The organism is Microbispora siamensis, assembly GCF_016863095.1.
Classification (GTDB): domain Bacteria; phylum Actinomycetota; class Actinomycetes; order Streptosporangiales; family Streptosporangiaceae; genus Microbispora; species Microbispora siamensis.
On the sequence record NZ_BOOF01000002.1, the window covers coordinates 40,895 to 59,219 of the forward strand.

The following is an 18,325-nucleotide window of genomic DNA, read 5'->3' on the forward strand; positions in this document are numbered from 1 at the left end:
AAGCTCATAATGAGACATCAACGTCCCAGTATCAAACGTGGAAGTCTCCTATTGAGCGCCGCTGCTAGCCTTCCGGGCGTGACCGACACCAGGGAATCGGGCACGCGCAGCCGCACGCGCCGTGCCATCCTCGCCGCGGCGGCCTCGGTCCTCGCCCGCGATCGCGGCGCGACGCTCGCGGACATCGCCGAAGCCGCCGAGATCGGCCGCAGCACGCTGCACCGCTACTTCTCCGACCGGCAGGACCTCGTGAACGCGGCCGTCGTCGATTCCTTCCGCGTGGTGGAGAGATCGACGGCCGAGGCGGCCATCGACCAGGGTCCGCCGCTCGAGGCGATGCGCCGGCTGATCGCCGCCCTGGTGGACGCCGGGGACCGCCTGGCGTTCCTGTTCGGCGACCCCCGGGTGCTCGAGGAGTTCACGGCCTGTTTCGAGCCCGACCTGTCGGTGCCGACCACCGTCGGCCTGATCGAGCGCGGCCAGGCCGAGGGCGTGTTCGACCCCGGCGTCAGCGCCGAGTGGATCCAGCAGGTGCTGTGGGCCCTCACCTACACCGGCTGGGAGGCGGCCGAGAAGGGGCTGCTCCCCCGGCACGGCGTCGCGGCCGCAGTGACCCGCGCCTTCGAGAGCGGCATGGTCGTGTCCCCGGCCCGCCCCTGAGGCGCCGTACGGCCCGCCACGACGGAGGCGGGTGATCGCGTGGAGGCTCAGGGACGGAACTGGCGGACGAGCTGCTCGCGCACCTGCCGGGTGTGCCGCCTGCTCACCGGCAGCGTCTCGCCGCCCACCTGCAGGACCACCCGCCCGGCGTCGAAGCGCAGCTCGCTCACGTGCCGCGCGTTGACCAGGGTGCTGCGGTGGGCCCGGACGAACCCCGCGCCCGCCCAGCGGCGTTCCAGCGCCGCGAGGGACATGCGCACGAGGTAGACGGCGTCGGCCGTGTGCAGGCGGACGTAGTCGCCGTGCGCCTCGGCGTAGCACACGTCCTGCCGGGCCACGAACTTCGTGCGGCCCCCGAGCTCGACCGGGATCGTCTCCAGGTCCTCCTCGGCGCCGGGAGGCGCGACGGCGGCCGAGAGCCGGCGTACGGCCTCCGCCAGGCGTTCCGGGCGTACGGGCTTGAGCAGGTAGTCGACGGCCTCCAGCTCGAACGCCTGGACGGCGCAGTCGTGGGCGCTGACGAAGACCAGACGGGGAGGCGCGGGGAAACCGCCGATGAGCCGGGCCAGGTCAAGGCCGTCGAGGCCCGGCATGCGCACGTCGAGGAAGACACCGTCGAGGCGCTCCCCGTCGGCGATCATCTGGACCATGTCGTGCAGGGCGGCCCCGCCGTCGGTCGCCGTCCTCACGTGCTCCACCCGGGCGTCCTGACGGAGCAGGAAGGCGAGCTCGGACAGGGCGGGGACCTCGTCGTCCACCGCGAGGACACGCAGCATGGCGTCCACCGTGCCGCGTTCCCCGCCCTCCGCGCAAGGGGTGACCGAGCGGTAGGTGACATTCCCGATACTCTCCGCCACCATCGCGGTGGGTACCCGGGCAAGCTCCAGGCCAAGACTAGGTAGAGCTATTTGGCTTTTGCCGCCTGAAGGGCTATTTGTTCGCCAGGGCTGCCTACCGTTGACAGGGAGACCAGGCCGAACGAGGAACTTCGATGAGCATCAGGCCGGGCGTGTTCCTTCCCCTCCCCCACTCCATCCGGGTGCGCGTGACCCTGACCGTGGCGGCGGTGTCCGTACTCGTCGCCGCGGTGATCGCGACCGGCCTGTGCCTGCTGATCCGGCACCGGATCGAGAGCGAGGTCTTCAAGGAGACGCGTCGCGTCGCCACCGAGTGGATCGGCCTGATGGAAAGCGGGCAGATTCCGCCGCCGTCGCCGACGGCGCGGGTCCCGCTCGTCCAGCTCGTCGACTCGCGGGGCCGGGTGACGATGGCCGGGCCCATGGCCGGCGACCGGCCGCTGAGCACGGTCCGGCCGACCGAGGAGAACCGTTTCCAGGACGTGACCGAGTGCCCCGAGAGCGAGCGGTGCGTCATGCTCACCGCCGGCCGGGTCCCGTCTTTGCAGGCCTGGGAGCTCTGGCGCGGCGAGCCCCACTTCGTCTACGCCGGCACGGACCAGCCCCCCGCCCTGCGCGGGCACCGGCTGGAGTTCCTCGTCGGCTCCGGCGGGGCGCTGCTGGCGGCCCTGTGGACGTGGACGACCTGGCGGGCGGCGGGCCGTATCCTTCGGCCGATCAACGCGATCCGGCAGCGGATGTCGGAGATCACCGCCAACGACCTGTCCCTGCGGGTGCCGCAGCCGTCAGGCCGGGACGAGATCGCGCAGCTCGCCCGCGCCGCGAACCAGACGCTCGGCCGGCTGGAGGCGGCGGTCACCCGGCAGCGGGAGTTCGCCGCCGTCGTCTCCCACGAGCTCAAGTCCCCGCTCACCGGCCTGCGCACCGGGCTGGAGGAGGCGCTGCTCTACCCGGAGACGGAGGCACGGCAGGCCATCGCCAAATCGCTGCCGGCGGCCGATCGCATGCAGCAGATCATCGACGAGCTGCTCGCCTTCGCCCGGCTCCGCAACACGCCGTGCTCGTCCGAGCCGGTCGACCTCGGGGCGCTCGTACGCGACGAGGCGGCGGCGCGCACCACGGGCGTGCCCGTGCACGCCAGGACCGAGCCGGACGTACGTGTCCTCGGCAACCGCGTGCAGTTGGCCAGCATCGTGACGAACCTGCTGGTGAACGCGCAGCGCCACGCCACCGGCCAGGTGGACGTGAGCGCCGAGCGCGCCGGCGACCAGGCGCTGGTGGTCGTGCTGGACGACGGCGACGGCGTCGACGAGGAGGACAGGGAGCGCATCTTCGAACCCTTCACCCGCCTGGAAGCGGGGCGGCGCCTCGATCCCGGCGGCAGCGGCCTCGGCCTGGCCCTGTGCCGGGCGATCGCGGTCGCGCACGAGGGCAGCCTGTGCGTCGAGGAATCCCCGCGCGGCGCCCGGTTCGTCCTGCGGCTTCCGCTCCTGACCGGCTGAGCGCAGGGATCCGGGGCGCCTGCCCCCGGCACCTGCTCGACGGGAGCCGGCCTCTCAGGAGCGGGCGGGGACGGCGCGGGGGCGGGTCTTGGGGATGCGCAGCCGGATGCGGGTCCCCTTGCCGGGCGCGGTCTCGACCATGAGCCCGTAGTCCTGGCCGTAGAGGTGGCGCATGCGCAGGTCCACGTTGCTCAGCCCGATCCCGCTGCTCTCCTCGGCGAGCGCGGCCCGCAGATGCTCGGGGTCCATGCCGACGCCGTCGTCCTCGACCCAGATGTGCGCCTCCGGCCCCGCGTCCCTGATCACGACCCGGACCTCCCCCGGCATGCCGTGCTTGATCGCGTTCTCCACCAGGGGTTGCAGGCACAGGAACGGCACGTCCACCCGCAGCACTTCGGGGGCGACCTGGACGGTGAAGCGCAGCCGGTCGCCGAACCTCGCCTGCTCGAGCAGCAGGTAGCGGTCCACGCAGCTCAGCTCGTCGGCGAGGGAGGTGAAGTCGGCCGCCCGGCGCAGCGCGTACCTGATGAAGTCGGCGAAGTCGAGCAGCAGCTCGCGGGCGCGCTCGGGATCGGTCCGGACGAACGAGGCGATCGTGGTCAGCGAGTTGTACACGAAGTGGGGCGAGATCTGCGCCCGCAGGGCCCGCGCCTCCGCCTCCAGGGTCCGCCTGCGGGAGGCGTCGAGTTCGGCGAGTTCGAGCTGGCCGGACATCCAGCGGCCCACCTCGGCCGCTGTGCGCACCAGGCCGGTGCCGATCTCGGTGTCGTACGCCGCGAGCGCGCCGACCGTCCTGCCCTCCACGGTCAGGGGGACGACCACCCCGCATCCGTCGCCGCCCGCGGCGCGGGCGAGGCGCGTCCTGCCGCCCGCCATGGCCGCGCGCACCTCGGCGAGGACCGCCTCGTCCGGCGGCGCACCCGTGCCGTCCCTGGCCAGGACGCGGTCGTTCGTGGCGACCACCAGGCCCGCGGTGCCGAGCAACGTCCGCAGGTGCCGTACGGCGCGGCGGGCGGAACCGCGGGTCAGCCCGGCGCGCAGCGAGCCCGCGGCCAGCCCGGCGACGCGCAGGGCGAGGAACGTCGCCTCCCCCGGCAGTTCGCCGGGAGCCGGCCCGCGACAGGCGAGGGCGCGGCCCAGCGCGCCGCCGCAGACCCCGCAGAGCGCGCACAGCGTGACCCAGACGGCTGAAGACACGCCGGACACCGTAGCCGCTCGGCGGCCTCAGGGAGGGCCGTCGCCCGGGTCCTCCTGGTATGAGTAGCGCTGCTCCTTCCAGGGATCGGCCACGTTGTGGTAGCCGCGCTCCTCCCAGAAGCCGCGCCGGTCCTCGGTCAGGTACTCGACCGCGCGCACCCACTTCACGCTCTTCCAGGCGTACAGGTGCGGCACCACGATCCGTACGGGGTAGCCGCGCTCGGGGGACAGCGGGTTCTCGTCGAGGTGCGTGGCGAACAGCGTGGTCGGGCGGTCGAAGTCGGACATGCGCATGTTGGCGCTGTAGCCGTACTCGGCCCAGACCATGACGTGGCGCACGCCCGGCGCCGGGGGGACGCGGTCGAGCAGCGCCGACGTGGGAACGCCGCCCCACTCGTTGCCCATGAGGGAGAACTTGGTGACGCAGTGGAAGTCCGCCACGACCGTCGTCCTCGGCAGCGCGGCGAACTCCTCCCACGAGAACTCGTGGACCCGGCCCGAGGCCGTGGCGCCGAACACCTGGAAACGCCAGGTCTCAGGGCGGAAGGCCGGGACCCTCCCGTAGTGGACGACCGGCCGTCCGCGTGGGACGTACTGGCCCGGCGGCAGGCGCGTCTCCTCCTCAGGTTTCTCCGGCACGCGTGCCATCCTGCCATCCGCCTCGAGGACGGCCGCACCGGACCCCGGAGGTGCGAGTGCGGCACGATCAAGGAAGCGTGCGCTATATTGCGTCACATGCGCACCGCTTGGTCGTTTTGGTATGGCGACGGACCCGTGAGGACCGATCGCCTCCATGCGCTGCGCTGACAGCCACGGCGAACGAAGGCCCCGGGTCCACACGGACCCGGGGCCTTCGTCGTTTTCCGGACCCGCACCGTCGACAGCAACAGGAGTCACCATGGTCATCGTCATGACCCCCGAGGCCACGCAGGACGACATCGAGGCGATCGCCGACCTCGTCGCCGCCGCCGGAGGGGAGGCGTTCGCGAGCCGCGGCGTGAACCGTACGATCATCGGCCTCATCGGCGACGTCGAGCAGTTCGCCACACTGAACCTGCGCGCCATGCCGGGCGTCGCGGACGTCGTGCGGGTCTCCACGCCGTACAAGCTCGTGAGCAGGGAGAACCATCCCCAACGTTCCACGGTGACGGTGCGCGGCGTGCCGATCGGCCCGGACACCGTCACGCTGATCGCGGGCCCGTGCGCGGTCGAGACTCCGGAGCAGACGCTGGAGGCCGCGCTGATGGCCAAGGCGGCGGGCGCGACGCTGCTGCGCGGCGGCGCCTTCAAGCCGCGCACCTCGCCGTACGCCTTCCAGGGGCTGGGCGAGAAGGGCCTGCGCATCCTGGCCGAGGTGCGCGAGGAGACCGGCCTGCCGATCGTCACCGAGGTCGTGGACGCCCACGACGTGGCGCTCGTGGCGTCGTACGCCGACATGCTGCAGGTCGGCACCCGCAACGCGCAGAACTTCGCGCTGCTGCAGGCCGTGGGCGCGGCGGGCAAGCCGGTCATGCTGAAGCGGGGCATGACGGCCACCATCGAGGAGTGGCTGATGGCGGCCGAGTACGTCGCCCAGCGCGGCAACCTCGACATCGTGCTGTGCGAGCGGGGCATCCGCACCTACGAGCCCGCCACCCGCAACACGCTCGACATCTCGGCGGTCCCGGTCGTGCAGCGGCTGTCGCATCTGCCGGTGATCGTGGACCCGTCGCACTCCGGCGGCCGGCGCGACCTCGTGCTGCCGCTGTCGCGGGCCGCGGTCGCGGTCGGGGCCGACGGCCTGATCGTCGACGTGCACCCCCACCCTGAGCAGGCCCTGTGCGACGGCCCGCAGGCCCTGGTGAACGGCGACCTGGACGACCTCGCGGCGGTCATGCGCGACTTCCCCCCGCTGGTGGGCCGCACCGCGACCGTCACGTCCACCGCGACGGCGTCCCCGATCCCCGCCTGAACCCGTCCCCGCCCGATCGCCTCCCGCCGGGGCCCGGGACCGCGTCAGGCGGTCCCGGGCCCCGGCCGGGCCGGCGGCGAACGCCGTCTCAGACGTCGAGCTTGTACGGCTGGATCGAGTCGGCGAGCTGGGCGGCGAGGTCCTCGGCGTCCAGGCGCCGCTCGATCTGCTTCAGGTCCTCGATCTTCGCGCGGGTCTCGGCCTGCCGGGGCGCGAGCAGCGTGCAGCAGTCCTCGTCGGGCAGCTCGGAGATCTCCAGCGTCCCGATCCGGCGGGCCTCGGCCATGATCTCGGTCTTGTCCAGGCCGATCAGCGGGCGCAGGATCGGCAGGTCCACGGCGTGGTCCTGGGCCGTGATGTTGGCCAGGGTCTGCGAGGAGACCTGCCCGAGGCTGTCGCCGGTGACCAGCGCCTCGGCGTGGATGCGGTGGGCGACCTCCTCGGCCGTCTTGAGCATCAGCCGCCGCTGCGCGATCACCGCGAGCCGGTCCTGGCCGGAGTTCCTGATCGACTGCTGCGCCTTGCCGAACGGCACCACCCACAGCCGCGACTTGCCCTGGAACTTGTCCAGGTTGCGCACCAGCGCGTACGCCTTGTAGATCGACTCGGAGGTGGTGAACGGGATGCCGGAGAAGTGCAGGAAGTCCACCCGAAGGCCGCGCCGCATCATGCGGTAGGCGGCGACCGGCGAGTCGATGCCGCCGGACAGCAGCGCCAGCGCGCGGCCGCTGGAGCCGACCGGCAGGCCGCCCTGGCCCGGCCGGCCCCCGGTGAACAGGAACGCCTCGTCCTTGTCCACCTCGATGTGCACGGTCAGCTCCGGCCTGCTCAGGTCGACCGGCAGCCCGTAGGTGTCGTTGATCGCCCCGCCGACCACGCGGTCGAGCTCGTTGGAGCGCAGCGGGAAGCGCTTGTCGCGACGGCGCGACCGTACGGCGAAGCGCGCCTTGCGGGCCACCTCGTCGCTGTCCCTGATCAGCTCGATCGCGGCCTTGGTGATCGAGTCGGGGTCCTTCGGCACCCGCCAGGCCAGGTGGACCAGCACGATCCCGGGCACGTCGGCCACGCGGGCCGCCACCGTCTCGGCCTCCTCCACGTCGGTCCCGGCGGGCAGGAACAGGGCGATCACCCCGTGCCGCTGGCGGATGTCGACCCGGTGGTCCTTGAGAGCGTGCTTGATGTTCGCCCGCAGGCGCATCTCGAAGATCTCGCGGTTCCGGCCCTTCAGAACCACCTCGCCTAACTTGAGCAGCACCGAGGGCTCTCCGAGGGCGGTCATGGTCATCTGTGGAAACCTCCGGACGGACATGGACGGCCGGCAGGCCGGGGAGGGCACGGCCGGGCGACATACTCCAAGGAACAACGCGTCACCGCGATGCGGGCTTCCCCACTGTAATGCCGCCGCCGCGACAGCCCTAGTCGAGTTCGGCCAGGCCCTTCTCTATCGCGTAGCGGACCAGCTCGACCCGGTTGTGGAGCTGGAGCTTGCTCAGCGTGTTCTGCACGTGGTTCTGCACGGTGCGATGCGACAGCACCAGGCGTTCGGCGATCTGCCGATAGGTCAGGCCCTTGGCGACCATGCGCAGCACCTCGGTCTCCCGGTCGGTCAGCCGGGGGCCGTCCCGCTCCGCGTCCCGGCCGGGGCCGGGCGTCCGGTGGGCCAGCCTGCGGTACTCCCCCAGCACCAGCCCGGCCAGGCCGGGAGTGAAGACGGCGTCGCCCTCGGCGGTGCGGCGGACCGCGTCCAGGAACTCCTCCCGGCTCGCCGATTTCACGAGATATCCGGAGGCGCCCGCCTTGACCGCCTCCAGCACGTCCGCCTCCTCGGCGCTGGCCGACAGGACGAGCACGCGCGGCGGGACCGCGGACGCGCCGAGCCCCCTGGCCACCTCCACGCCCGGCAGGTCGGGCAGCCGCAGGTCGAGCACCACCACGTCCGGCCGCACCGCCGCCGCGACGCGCAGCGCCTGGCGGCCCTCCCCGGTGGCGGCGACGACGTCGTACCCGGCCTCGGTCAGGTCGCGGGCGACCGCCTCCCGCCACATCGGGTGGTCGTCCACCACCATGACCCGCACCCGCGGGCGTTCCCCGCCGCCGGCCACCGCCCCGTCCTCGGCCCCTGCCCGCGTGGGCGGGCGCGCGGAATCATTCGCGCGCAGCCGTTCGTCTCCGCTCACGACCGCCTCTCGTTCCCTTCGTCCGCCCACACCGGGACCGACAGCTCGATCTCCGTTCCCGCCCGCGACGAGGTGATCGCCACCGTGCCGCCGAGGTCGGCCACGCGGCCCCGGATCGAGCGGGCCACGCCCATGCGTCCCTCCCGGGCCGCCTGTTCCAGCCGGCCCTCGGGGATGCCCGGTCCGTCGTCGCGTACGGTGACGACGACCGCGCCGCCGTCCTCCTCCGCGAGTATCCACGCGCGGGTGCCCTCGGGGCAGTGCCGCACGACGTTGTCGAGGGCCGCGCCGACGGCCGCCGCCACCTCCCGGGCGCTCTCCGGCGGTAGCGGCAGCGGTGTCGCGGGCGCGGACACGATCACCCGGGACGTGCCGTACGGCCGCAGCAGGTCACGCAGATCGACCTCGGACTCCGCGGTGAGGTCCGTTCGAGGAGGGATCCCTGCGCCGGCGAGGGGACGGCGAGCCCGCGCCGGCGACCGGAGCCGGCCGCGAAGACCGGGCGGCGCGGCGGGGGCCGGCGCGTCCGCGACGGGCGGCGCCTGCACCAGCGCCCGCAGCGCCGCCTCCTGCTCCCCCGCGAGCCTGCCCAGCTCCGCCGCCTCGCCGCCGATCTCCGCGCCCCTGCGCTGCACCAGGGCCAGCACCTGGAGCACCGAGTCGTGGATGCCCCGGGCCAGCCGCTCCCGCTCGCGGCCCGCTGCCTCGATCCGCGCGGCGCGCCGCATGCGCTCCTCGGCCTCCCGCGCGAGCCGGGCGACGTGCCCGACGACGACTCCGGCCATGAACATGAGCACGGCGCCGTTCACCGGGATCGAGGCGAGGTCGACCCCGTTGCCGCTGCGCAGCCACAGGTCGGCCGCCGACATGACCGCGGCGGCGACCGCACCGGCCCGGCGTCCCCGGGCCACGCCGTACGCCAGGACGGGCCCGGCCACCCAGGTCGCCGTGATCGGGATCGCCCCGGCCAGAATGTCGCCGCGGCTCTGCGCGTACGGCGTGGCCAGCAGGCAGCCCACCGTGACGAGGAGGTCGGCGGCCAGCAGCGGCCCGCGCCGCGCGGCGGCACGCGGGACGAGCATGACGACCGTCCAGACGGCCATCACGCCGACGACGGCCCAGGCCACGGCGGGACGGGCGTAGCCGCCTGCCCTGAGCACGAGCAGCGCCGCGTACGCGAGCGACGCCACGCGGAAGACCGCGATCGCCCGCCAGAACGGTCCCTCGATGCCCATCGCGCGGCGCCCTCTCCTGATCGAGTCCGAGAGGGCCGGGCCCTCCGCTCACATACTCAGGCAATCGCCGCGCCCCCGCGGCTCACATGGCGCCGTTCGGGGCCACGCATGCGTACGGCTCCCGCGGGGCGACGCGGGAGCCGTACCGGATCGTGCGCGGGCCGTGGTGACGGGCCCGCGACCGATCAGCCGAAGAAGACCTCGGCCTCCTCGTAGCGGGAGGCCGGCACGGTCTTGAGCTCGGCGGTCGCCTCGGCGAGGGCCACGCGGACGATGTCGGTGCCGCGCAGCGCGACCATCTTGCCGAAGTCGCCCTCGTGCACCGCGTCGATCGCGCCGAGGCCGAAGCGGGTCGCGAGAACGCGGTCGTAGGCGGTCGGCGTGCCGCCGCGCTGGATGTGGCCGAGGACCGTGGTGCGGGCCTCCTTGCCGGTGCGCTTCTCGATCTCCTTGGCGAGCATCTCGCCGATGCCGCCGAGGCGCACGTGGCCGAACGCGTCCAGCTCGCCGGTCTGCAGCGCCATCTGGCCCTCGAGCGGGTGGGCGCCCTCGGCGACGACGATGATCGGCGCGTAGCGGGTCTTGAAGCGCGACTCGACGTAGGCGCAGACCTTCTCGATGTCGAACGGCTTCTCCGGGATCAGGATGACGTTGGCGCCGGCGGCCATGCCCGCGTGCAGCGCGATCCAGCCCGCGTGGCGGCCCATGACCTCGCAGATCAGCGCGCGGTGGTGCGACTCGGCGGTGGTGTGCAGCCGGTCGATGGCCTCCATCGCGATGTTGACCGCGGTGTCGAAGCCGAAGGTGTAGTCGGTGGCGTTGAGGTCGTTGTCGATCGTCTTGGGCACGCCGACGACCTTCACGTCGCGGTCGAACAGCTGCTTGGCCACGCCCAGCGTGTCCTCACCGCCGATGGCGATGAGCGCGTCGACACCCTGCGCGGCGAGGTTCTCCTTGATCCGCTCGACGCCGCCCTCGATCTTGATCGGGTTCGTGCGGGAGGAGCCGAGGATCGTGCCGCCGCGCGGCAGGATGCCCCGAACGGCCTGGATGTCGAGCGGCATGGTGTCGCCCTCCAGAGGGCCACGCCAGCCATCCCGGAATCCGACGAACTCGTGCCCGTACACGCCGACGCCCTTGCGGACGACGCCGCGGATGACCGCGTTCAGCCCGGGGCAGTCGCCGCCTCCGGTCAGGACTCCAATACGCATGACGGGTTCTTCCTCCATCTGGGATTACGCGTGGAATGGCGCGGCCGGCCCGACGCAGACCCCGGCGCTCCACCGCACCGCATTCTGCACGAGCCTATCTCAATGGTCTAGACCAAAAGGAGAGGCTACGCCACCCGGCCGACCAGACCAACTCAGTCTCGCACGGCGAGACCGCACGCGTCGTGAGAGGCGTCTTCCCAACCGGTCGCCGCGGCCCTATGTTTGACTCCGTCAAACATTTCCTTGAGTTAGGCAAGGGAAAAATGGACATCGTTCCGGAAGTCCGCGCGTTCAACCGCTTCTACACGTCCGTCATCGGCGTGCTCGGGGCGGGAATGCACGACACCCCCTACTCCCTGACCGAGGCGCGGGTGCTGTTCGAACTCGGCACCCGGGAGGCGGCCGACGCCGCCGACCTCCGCGGCATGCTCGGTCTCGACCCCGGCTACCTGAGCCGGATCCTCACCAGGTTCGAGAGCGACGGGCTCGTGTCCCGGGAGCGGTCGACCGAGGACGCCCGCCGCCAGGTCGTACGGCTCACCGCCAAGGGCCGCGACACCTTCGCCATGCTCGACCGGCGCTCGGGCGCCGAGATCGAGACCCTGCTGGCGAAGCTGACCGATCCCGAACGCCGGCGGCTCGTCTCCGCGATGGGCACCGTGCGGAGCCTGCTCGAGCCCGCCGAGCGGCGCGAGCCGTACGTGATCAGGCCGCCGCGGGCGGGCGACCTCGGCTGGGTGGTGCACCGGCACGGGGTCCTCTACAGCGAGGAGTACGGCTGGGGCGCCGCGTTCGAGGCCCTGGTCGCGCGGATCGTCGCCGAGTACGTCGAGAACCACGACCCCCGCAGGGAGGCGGGCTGGATCGCCGAGGTACGCGGCGAGCCGGTGGGATGCGTCTTCTGCGTCCGCAAGGACGACACGACGGCCCAGCTCCGCCTGCTGCTGGTCGAGCCGTCCGCGCGCGGCATGGGCATCGGCGGGCGGCTGGTCGAGGAGTGCCTGCGCTTCGCCACGGCGGCCGGCTACCGGCGGATCATGCTCTGGACCCGCGACACGCTCGCGAGCGCCCGCCGGATCTACCAGGCCGCGGGGTTCGAACTGGTGGAGCAGCACCCGGGCGAGGAATCGGGGATCCCCGTCAACGAGCAGATATGGGCCAGAGACCTGTGACCTTCCTGGCCCGTCCGGGCGGTCCGTACCATGATCCCCATGCGGCGAGTGGTGTGGCGGGGCGCGGGAGCGGTCGCCCTCGCGGTGTGCGTGGCCGGGAGCACGGCGGGATGCACGACCGCGGCTGAGCACGCACCGCCCGCCCACCCGCCGTCCGTCGGCCACACGGCCGGGGCTCAGGCCCCGGCCGCGCACAGCGTGGTGAAGGTCTGGGGGTTCGCCTCTTCCTGCGGCCGGCGGACGGAGGCGACCGGGTTCGTCTACGCGCCCGAGAGGATCCTGCTCAACGCCCACACCGTGGCGGGAGTGGACCGCGACCTGGAGGTGGTCCTCGACGACGGGCGGCGGTTCGCCGCGCGGGTGGTGGCCTTCGACCCTGAGGTCGACGCCGCCGTCCTGCGGGCACCGGGGCTCACCGCCCGGCCGCTGCGGCTCACGAAGGCCGCGAGGACCACCGCTGTGGTCGTCGGCTACCGCAAGGGCGCGGCCGCCCCGGCCGTGCTTCCCGCCACGGTGCGGCCGGATGAGCCCGCCGAGTCGTACGACATCTACAACCGCAGACGGGTGTCGCGACAAGTCCACCGCTTCCAGGGCGCGGCCATCACACCCGGCATGTCGGGCGCGCCGCTCGTCACCCGTGGGGACCGGGCGATGGGCATGGTCTTCGCGGCGGACATGGACAGGGCCGACGTCGGCTACGCGCTCACCGCCGCCCAGATCGAGGCGGTCGCGGCGGCGGGCGAGAACGCCACCGCCGCCGTGCCGCACGGCCCCTGCTCCTGACAGCGAGAGCACGACGGGCGCCTTGCCGCGTCCGGCGGTACGAGACGCGCCCGTCGCCCGGCCGGGTGCCGCCCGCCGAGCATGCCCGGCATCCGGAACGACTGCCGGTTCGCCGGCTCAAGCGCGGACGAGATCGCGGAACGGCCCGCGGACCTCGACGGTCACGGCGCCAGGAGCGGGCCTGCCCCCCTGCGGTTCTGGGCCGGCATCCCGCGGTGGCCGGCAGGAGAAGTAGAGCCTGTCGCCGGCCGGGGACATCGAGGGGCCGGCGACGGTCCAGCCTCCCGTGAGGCGCAGGAACGGCACCGCCCGGTCCCCGGCGAGGAGGGTGATCTCGCCGTTCTCACCGCCGCCGGACCGGCGGGCGGTGTCGTGCGACACCGTCAGGCACTCGCGGGCGGCGTCGTACGCCCACACCCGGCCGTCGCCCTCGGTGACGAACCACACCAGGCCGTCGGCATAGTGACAGTCACCGCCGCCCGCGAACCTCCTGGCGCCTTTCACCTGCTCGCGCAGGGGCACATGGTCAGGGAGGGCCGGGATCGGCACCCGCGCCCAGGCCACGGACTCCTCGCCGGGGGCGCCGGTCATCACCTCCAGCACACCCGTCGTGAGGTCGCCCCAGTCGTCCGGGCGGAACCGGTACAGGCATCCGTCCGGCTCCCCTTCGGTGAGGTAGACGACGCCGCGGTCGGGGTCGCAGGCCACGCCGCCGTGGGTGAACAGGCCCATCGCGAGCCGGGGCATGGGGGCGCGCAGGCCGTACGGGTCGCATTCGAAGACCCGGCCGTACGGCGTCCGCTCGCCCGACACCCAGGTGCGCCACGGTGTCGCGGCGCCGGCTCCGCTGCGGTCGGCGCCGGACAGGATGCGATATCCGCCGCGCAGGGCGCCGTCCGGCGCGAAGCGCAGCGCCGTGACGCCGCCGAGCAGCGGCAGCGCGCAGTTGGACACGTATATCCAGCCGTCCCCGTCCGGGAAGCATCCGCCGCCGTCCGGGGCCGCGTGCCAGACGACTCCCCCGGCCCGCTCTCCCGACCGCGCCACGATCCGGACGGCGAAGCCGGGCGGCAGGGCCCGCAGCACGTCCGGTGGGAAGGGGCCGTCCGGATCCCCCTGACCGTCCGGATCCCCCTGCCCGTACGGCTCGCTCCGGCCGGGCGGCTCGCGCCCGTCGCCGGGCCGTGCGAACGCCGCGCGCCACAACGCTCCCGGCAGCGCCGAGAGCGCCGCCGATCGGACGGAAGTACCCTGCACCGCTGACCGCCTCCTCGACCTGCCCCTGGTCATGCCGGTCCGGCCCCCGGCGGGCCGTTCTCTCGTTCCGCACGGCCGCCGAGCCCGGGCCGGGCGGGGGCCGCCCGCTCCCCCTACCCGCCCGGCGAGCTAACGACCGGGTCGTGCTGTCCCACGTCTACGTGTCGGGCGTCCACTTGTCCGGGTCTTCGTTGTCCGGCGTCTTCTCGCCCCGCGTCTTCTTGCCCCGCGTCTTCTTCTCCCGCGGCGGCACGTCGCACACGTCGCGGGCGCCCAGTCGACCCGTCCCATGTGAACGGCGGGAGAAGCGGCGTCCCTCGCCGAGACGAACTCTTCGAAAACCGTGGCGCCGCATGACGGAGACGACGTTGACAGTGTCATCGTGACAGTGTCATTGTGGAGGCATGAGCGATACCTGGACGATCGGCGAACTGGCGGAGCGGGCGGCGGGCCTGCTCGGCCAGGAGCGGCGTGACGACGGCCAGGAGCCTCGCGACAGCGGTCCGGAGTCGCGCGTCAACGGCAGGGTCCGCGAGGTGCCGAACGAACGTCTCATCCGCTGGTATACGACCATCGGGTTGCTCGACCCTCCGCTGGGCCGGCGCGGCCGGGTCGCCCTCTATGGCCGCCGTCACCTGCTCCAGCTCGTGGCCGTGAAGCGCCGTCAGGCGGACGGCCTGTCCATCGCCGCCATCCAGGCGGAGCTGGCGGGCGCGACCGACGCCATGCTCCAGCGCGCCGCCGGGCTCACCGGGCCGCCGTCCGAGCCGCCATCCGGGCCGGCGCCCCGGCCGCTCGTCCCGCCTTCCCCGCGCGGCCCGGCGGCCCCGGCCGCCGTGAGCCACCTCTTGGACACGCCCGATACTGCGACACCGCCGGCGCCTGATCGGGGCGGGACGAGGCCGGAAGAGGGCACCCCGCCCGCCGTTCCGGACGTCGCGCGGCCGGCGGCACGCGACCGCTTCTGGGTGCGCCCGGCCTCATCCGCCGCCACAGCGGCCTCCGGCCACTTCCCGGCCGATCCTGCCGATGCCGTCACCGCGCCTTCCGTGGCATCGGGCCCGGCCGGCTCCCCTCCTGATCCCGTCGCATTCCCGGGAGATCTCCTGCCGGTCGCGGCGCCTCCGCGGGATGAGAGGCCGCGCGCCGCGCGGGGAAACGTCCCGCACGCGGACGTCGTGCACGGTGTGCGGCTCGCACCCGGGGTGACGGTCCTGCTCGACCCGGCCCACCGGGTCCCGGACGGTCACGAGGTGGCCGCGCTGCGCCGGGCCGCGGCGCCGCTCCTCTCGGCCCTCGCCACGCTCGGCCTGGCCGGGCCGTTCGAGGGCGCCCATCAGACCGACGACGCCTCGGCACTCGATCCACATGCTTCCGACGCTGAAGGGATGACGTCATGACCGTTCCCATCACACCTCTGCGGCCGGAGGAGTGCCGGCCCGTGCCGGACGCCGGGCTCGGAGCGCTGGAGACCGAGAAGGGCAACCTTCCGCTGGAGAGCGTGGACGTCACCGCCCACGTCACCGGACTGGTGGCCGGCGTCGAGGTCGTCCAGACCTTCCGCAATGCCTTCGACGTGTCGCTGGAGGCGACGTACGTCTTCCCGCTGCCGCCGCGGGCCGCGGTCACCGCCTTCCGGATGGAGGCGGACGACCGGGTGGTCGACGGCGTGCTCAAGGAGCGCGGGCAGGCACGGGCCGACTACGACCGGGCGCTCGCCGAGGGCAGGCGTGCCGCGATCGCCGAGGAGGACCGGCCCGACGTGTTCACGATCAGGGTCGGCAACATCGTCCCCGGGGAGCGGGTGGTCGTCCGCCTCATGCTGAGCCAGCCGCTCCCCTACGAGGACGGCGCGGCCGAGTTCCGCTTCCCGCTGGTCGTCGCGCCCCGCTACATCCCCGGGGCTCCGCTGCCCGGGGCTCCGGCCGGTGACGGCGTGTCGCCCGACACCGACGCCGTGCCCGACGCCTCCCGGATCACGCCGCCCGTCCTGCTTCCCGGCTTCCCCTATCCCGTACGGCTGTCGCTCGCGACGACGATCGACCCCGCCGGGCTCGACCTGCGGGAGGTCCGCTCCAGCCTGCACGAGGTCGACCGGGAGGGAGACACGATCAGCCTGCGGCCCGGCGAGCGGCTCGACCGGGACTTCATCCTGCGTCTGGCGTTCGACGCCTCCTCGTCGCTCGCGCTCGTCCCGGACGCCGCCACAGACTCCGGCTCACGTGGTGAGGGCACGGCCGACGGCAGCGGCTCGGCGGAGGACGCGGCGGAGGACACGGCGGACGCCGAGGGGACCTTCGTGCTGACCCTGCTGCCGCCGAAGGACGACGCCACCCGGACCGTGTCCCGTGACGTCGTCCTGCTGCTCGACCGCTCCGGCAGCATGACGGGCTGGAAGATGGTGGCCGCACGGCGCGCCGCCGCCCGGATCGTCGACACGCTGACCCGGAATGACCGGTTCGCCGTGCTCTCGTTCGATTCGGTGGTGGAGCGGGCCTTCTCCGGCGGCCTGGTGGACGCGAGCGACCGCAACCGATACCGCGCCGTCGAGCACCTGTCCCGGCTCGACGCCCGCGGAGGCACGGAGATGCTCGCTCCCCTGGAGGAGGCCCTGCGGCTGCTCGACGGCCAGAGCGCATCCGGTCCGTCCGGCGAGCAGGCACGCGATCGGGTTCTCGTCCTGGTGACCGACGGCCAGGTGGGCAACGAGGACGAGATCCTCGAACGCGTCGGCGCCCGGCTGCACGGCGTCCGGGTGCACACCGTGGGCATCGACAGGGCGGTGAACGCCGGGTTCCTCGGACGGCTGGCCCTGATCGGCTCGGGCCGGTGCGAGCTGGTCGAGTCGGAGGACCGGCTCGATGCGGCGATGGAGCACATCCACCGCCGCATCGGCTCGCCGCTGGTGACGGACGTCGCGCTGAAGGCGGAAGGCATGGATCTCGTGGCGGACACCGTCACGCACGCCGGGTCGCTCTACCCCGGCGTCCCTCTGGTCGTGAGCGGGCGTTACCGGGGACGGCGGCCCGCCGGAGCCCTCACCGTGCATGGCCGCACGGCGGACGGCCGCCCCTGGGAGGAGCGGATCGAGGGCCGTCCCGCCCACGGCCCGGCGGCCCGGGCCCTGTGGGCGCGGGCGCATCTGCGCACTCTGGAAGACCGGTACGCCATGGGCGACCACTCGCTCGAACAGCGGATCGTCGACGCCTCGCTGCGTTTCGGCGTGCTGTGCCGGTTCACCGCCTTCGTGGCCGTCGACACCCGCGTCACCGGCGAGGGCGGCCCGGAGCATCGGGTGATCCAGCCGGTCGAACCGCCGAGCGGCTGGGAGATGCCGACCGCGGTGCCGATGATGGCGGCGGGCGCGCCGATGATGGCGAGGATGGCCGCCTTCACCACGGCCGGGCCGGAGGCCGCTTCCGGATCGGCGGCGGACCGGCCCATCGCAGCGGCCCCGCCGCCCGGCGCGCCTCCTGCCGCGCCTTCCGCCCCGCCGTACGCCGCCGCGCCCGCACCGGGTCCGAGACGGGCCTCCCGCGGGTTCTCCGTCGGTCGCTTCCTTCCGCATCCCGGCGAGGGGACCGCACCGGTCACGGATTTCGAGGGCATCCGGCCTTTGCTGGCCGAGGAGCTCACGAAGCTGGGCCAGGCGGAGTCGCTGCCCGAGCGGGAGCGGCGGCGCTATCTGGCGGATCTCGCCAGTCGCCTGCGCGTCGTCGCCCAGATGGTGGGGGGGCACCCGGACCTCACCGCGCTCGCGACCGACCTGGAAAGGGCCGAGTGGGCCGAGGTCTCGCTCGACGACCTCTGGTGGCGGACGGCCGACCTGCTGACCGCGCTGACCGGCCGCTCCGGTTCCGCCGTAACGGGCCCCGCATCCTCGGGCTCCGCGACCCCAGGCTCCGCGACCCCGGGTGCCACGTCCCCCGGCCCTGGCGCGAAGGAGGGCCGGCGTCCCTTCTGGAAGCGATCGTGAGACGCCACCTGTGGGAGGCCGTCAGATGACGTGGCGAGGCTGAATCGAGTGCGGCCGGGACACCGGCGGGGAAGCCGGGCCCGGCCGCGTCGGTTCGGGTTCCGCTGTAGGCGAAGCCCCTACGAGGGTTCGGGTAGGCGAATGACGTCGGACGGCGGGGTGGGTGCGGGACGCCGCGGCTCCCTCACCCCTCCCGTGTCGGGCCGATCGTCGCGTCCACCTGCGGGGACGGGAGACCGGCGGCGCAGCAACCGATTGATGAGCCCTTTCAGCCCCATGTGCCGCCAACGCCTGGGATCGCCGATCGGTTCCTCACCGGGATGTTGCCCGCCACGACCACGTAGTGT

At 73.3% G+C, this 18,325-nt stretch carries 15 protein-coding genes; 7 read left to right on the forward strand and 8 right to left on the reverse strand.

Going from position 1 to position 18,325, the window contains the following annotated elements:
- Positions 1–78 precede the first annotated feature (78 nt).
- On the forward strand, positions 79–660 hold the full coding sequence (locus Msi02_RS01945; RefSeq protein ID WP_079313314.1) for a TetR/AcrR family transcriptional regulator: 582 nt from the start codon (positions 79–81) through the stop codon (positions 658–660).
- Positions 661–707: 47 nt separating this feature from the next.
- Here the strand turns inward: Msi02_RS01945 and Msi02_RS01950 are convergent, their stop codons facing one another.
- Positions 708–1,436 (reverse strand): LytR/AlgR family response regulator transcription factor, encoded by a 729-nt coding sequence (locus Msi02_RS01950; protein ID WP_204046954.1) that lies wholly within the window; start codon positions 1,434–1,436, stop codon positions 708–710.
- Between the two features lie 215 nt (positions 1,437–1,651).
- On the opposite strand from Msi02_RS01950, the gene Msi02_RS01955 reads away from it, so the two are divergent.
- Entirely contained in the window at positions 1,652–3,019 is a 1,368-nt protein-coding gene (locus Msi02_RS01955) for a sensor histidine kinase (RefSeq protein ID WP_204046785.1), read from the forward strand.
- Positions 3,020–3,073: 54 nt separating this feature from the next.
- Here the strand turns inward: Msi02_RS01955 and Msi02_RS01960 are convergent, their stop codons facing one another.
- Together Msi02_RS01960 and Msi02_RS01965 are read right to left on the reverse strand one after the other, a co-directional pair.
- Positions 3,074–4,216: a sensor histidine kinase gene (locus Msi02_RS01960; RefSeq protein WP_239108032.1), complete on the reverse strand. Its 1,143-nt coding sequence runs from the start codon at positions 4,214–4,216 to the stop codon at positions 3,074–3,076.
- Positions 4,217–4,243: 27 nt separating this feature from the next.
- Positions 4,244–4,864, reverse strand: coding sequence for a sulfite oxidase-like oxidoreductase (locus Msi02_RS01965; protein WP_204046786.1), 621 nt, complete (start codon positions 4,862–4,864; stop codon positions 4,244–4,246).
- 250 nt (positions 4,865–5,114) lie between these two features.
- Between Msi02_RS01965 and aroF the strand changes: the two genes are divergently transcribed.
- Positions 5,115–6,167 carry a 3-deoxy-7-phosphoheptulonate synthase gene (gene aroF, locus Msi02_RS01970; protein ID WP_204046787.1) on the forward strand — a complete coding sequence of 351 codons (1,053 nt, stop codon included), beginning with the start codon at positions 5,115–5,117 and terminating at the stop codon, positions 6,165–6,167.
- Positions 6,168–6,255: 88 nt separating this feature from the next.
- Here the strand turns inward: aroF and thiI are convergent, their stop codons facing one another.
- From thiI to Msi02_RS01990, 4 genes are all read right to left on the reverse strand, one after another.
- Positions 6,256–7,452 (reverse strand): tRNA uracil 4-sulfurtransferase ThiI, encoded by a 1,197-nt coding sequence (gene thiI / locus Msi02_RS01975; protein WP_204046788.1) that lies wholly within the window; start codon positions 7,450–7,452, stop codon positions 6,256–6,258.
- A gap of 130 nt (positions 7,453–7,582) precedes the next feature.
- Positions 7,583–8,233: a response regulator gene (locus tag Msi02_RS01980; RefSeq protein ID WP_204046956.1), complete on the reverse strand. Its 651-nt coding sequence runs from the start codon at positions 8,231–8,233 to the stop codon at positions 7,583–7,585.
- 107 nt (positions 8,234–8,340) lie between these two features.
- Complete coding sequence (gene macS, locus Msi02_RS01985) at positions 8,341–9,579, reverse strand: MacS family sensor histidine kinase (RefSeq protein WP_204046789.1); 1,239 nt, start codon at positions 9,577–9,579, stop codon at positions 8,341–8,343.
- A 185-nt stretch (positions 9,580–9,764) separates the two neighbouring features.
- Positions 9,765–10,790 (reverse strand): 6-phosphofructokinase, encoded by a 1,026-nt coding sequence (locus Msi02_RS01990; protein ID WP_204046790.1) that lies wholly within the window; start codon positions 10,788–10,790, stop codon positions 9,765–9,767.
- A gap of 263 nt (positions 10,791–11,053) precedes the next feature.
- Here Msi02_RS01990 and Msi02_RS01995 point away from each other — a divergent pair, with 263 nt between their 5' ends.
- Both Msi02_RS01995 and Msi02_RS02000 read left to right on the forward strand, forming a co-directional pair.
- The gene (locus Msi02_RS01995; protein WP_204046791.1) at positions 11,054–11,962 is read left to right on the forward strand and encodes a bifunctional helix-turn-helix transcriptional regulator/GNAT family N-acetyltransferase; all 909 of its coding nucleotides are present in this window, start codon (positions 11,054–11,056) and stop codon (positions 11,960–11,962) included.
- Between the two features lie 39 nt (positions 11,963–12,001).
- Entirely contained in the window at positions 12,002–12,745 is a 744-nt protein-coding gene (locus Msi02_RS02000; protein WP_204046792.1) for a trypsin-like peptidase domain-containing protein, read from the forward strand.
- A gap of 117 nt (positions 12,746–12,862) precedes the next feature.
- On the opposite strand, the gene Msi02_RS02005 is transcribed toward Msi02_RS02000, so the two are convergent.
- Positions 12,863–14,002 carry an alkaline phosphatase PhoX gene (locus tag Msi02_RS02005; RefSeq protein ID WP_204046793.1) on the reverse strand — a complete coding sequence of 380 codons (1,140 nt, stop codon included), beginning with the start codon at positions 14,000–14,002 and terminating at the stop codon, positions 12,863–12,865.
- Positions 14,003–14,406: 404 nt separating this feature from the next.
- Between Msi02_RS02005 and Msi02_RS02010 the strand changes: the two genes are divergently transcribed.
- Together Msi02_RS02010 and Msi02_RS02015 are read left to right on the forward strand one after the other, a co-directional pair.
- The gene (locus Msi02_RS02010; RefSeq protein WP_204046794.1) at positions 14,407–15,402 is read left to right on the forward strand and encodes a MerR family transcriptional regulator; all 996 of its coding nucleotides are present in this window, start codon (positions 14,407–14,409) and stop codon (positions 15,400–15,402) included.
- Positions 15,399–17,978 carry a VIT domain-containing protein gene (locus Msi02_RS02015; RefSeq protein WP_204046795.1) on the forward strand — a complete coding sequence of 860 codons (2,580 nt, stop codon included), beginning with the start codon at positions 15,399–15,401 and terminating at the stop codon, positions 17,976–17,978. Before Msi02_RS02010 ends, Msi02_RS02015 begins: the two co-directional genes overlap by 4 nt.
- Positions 17,979–18,325: the final 347 nt, after the last annotated feature.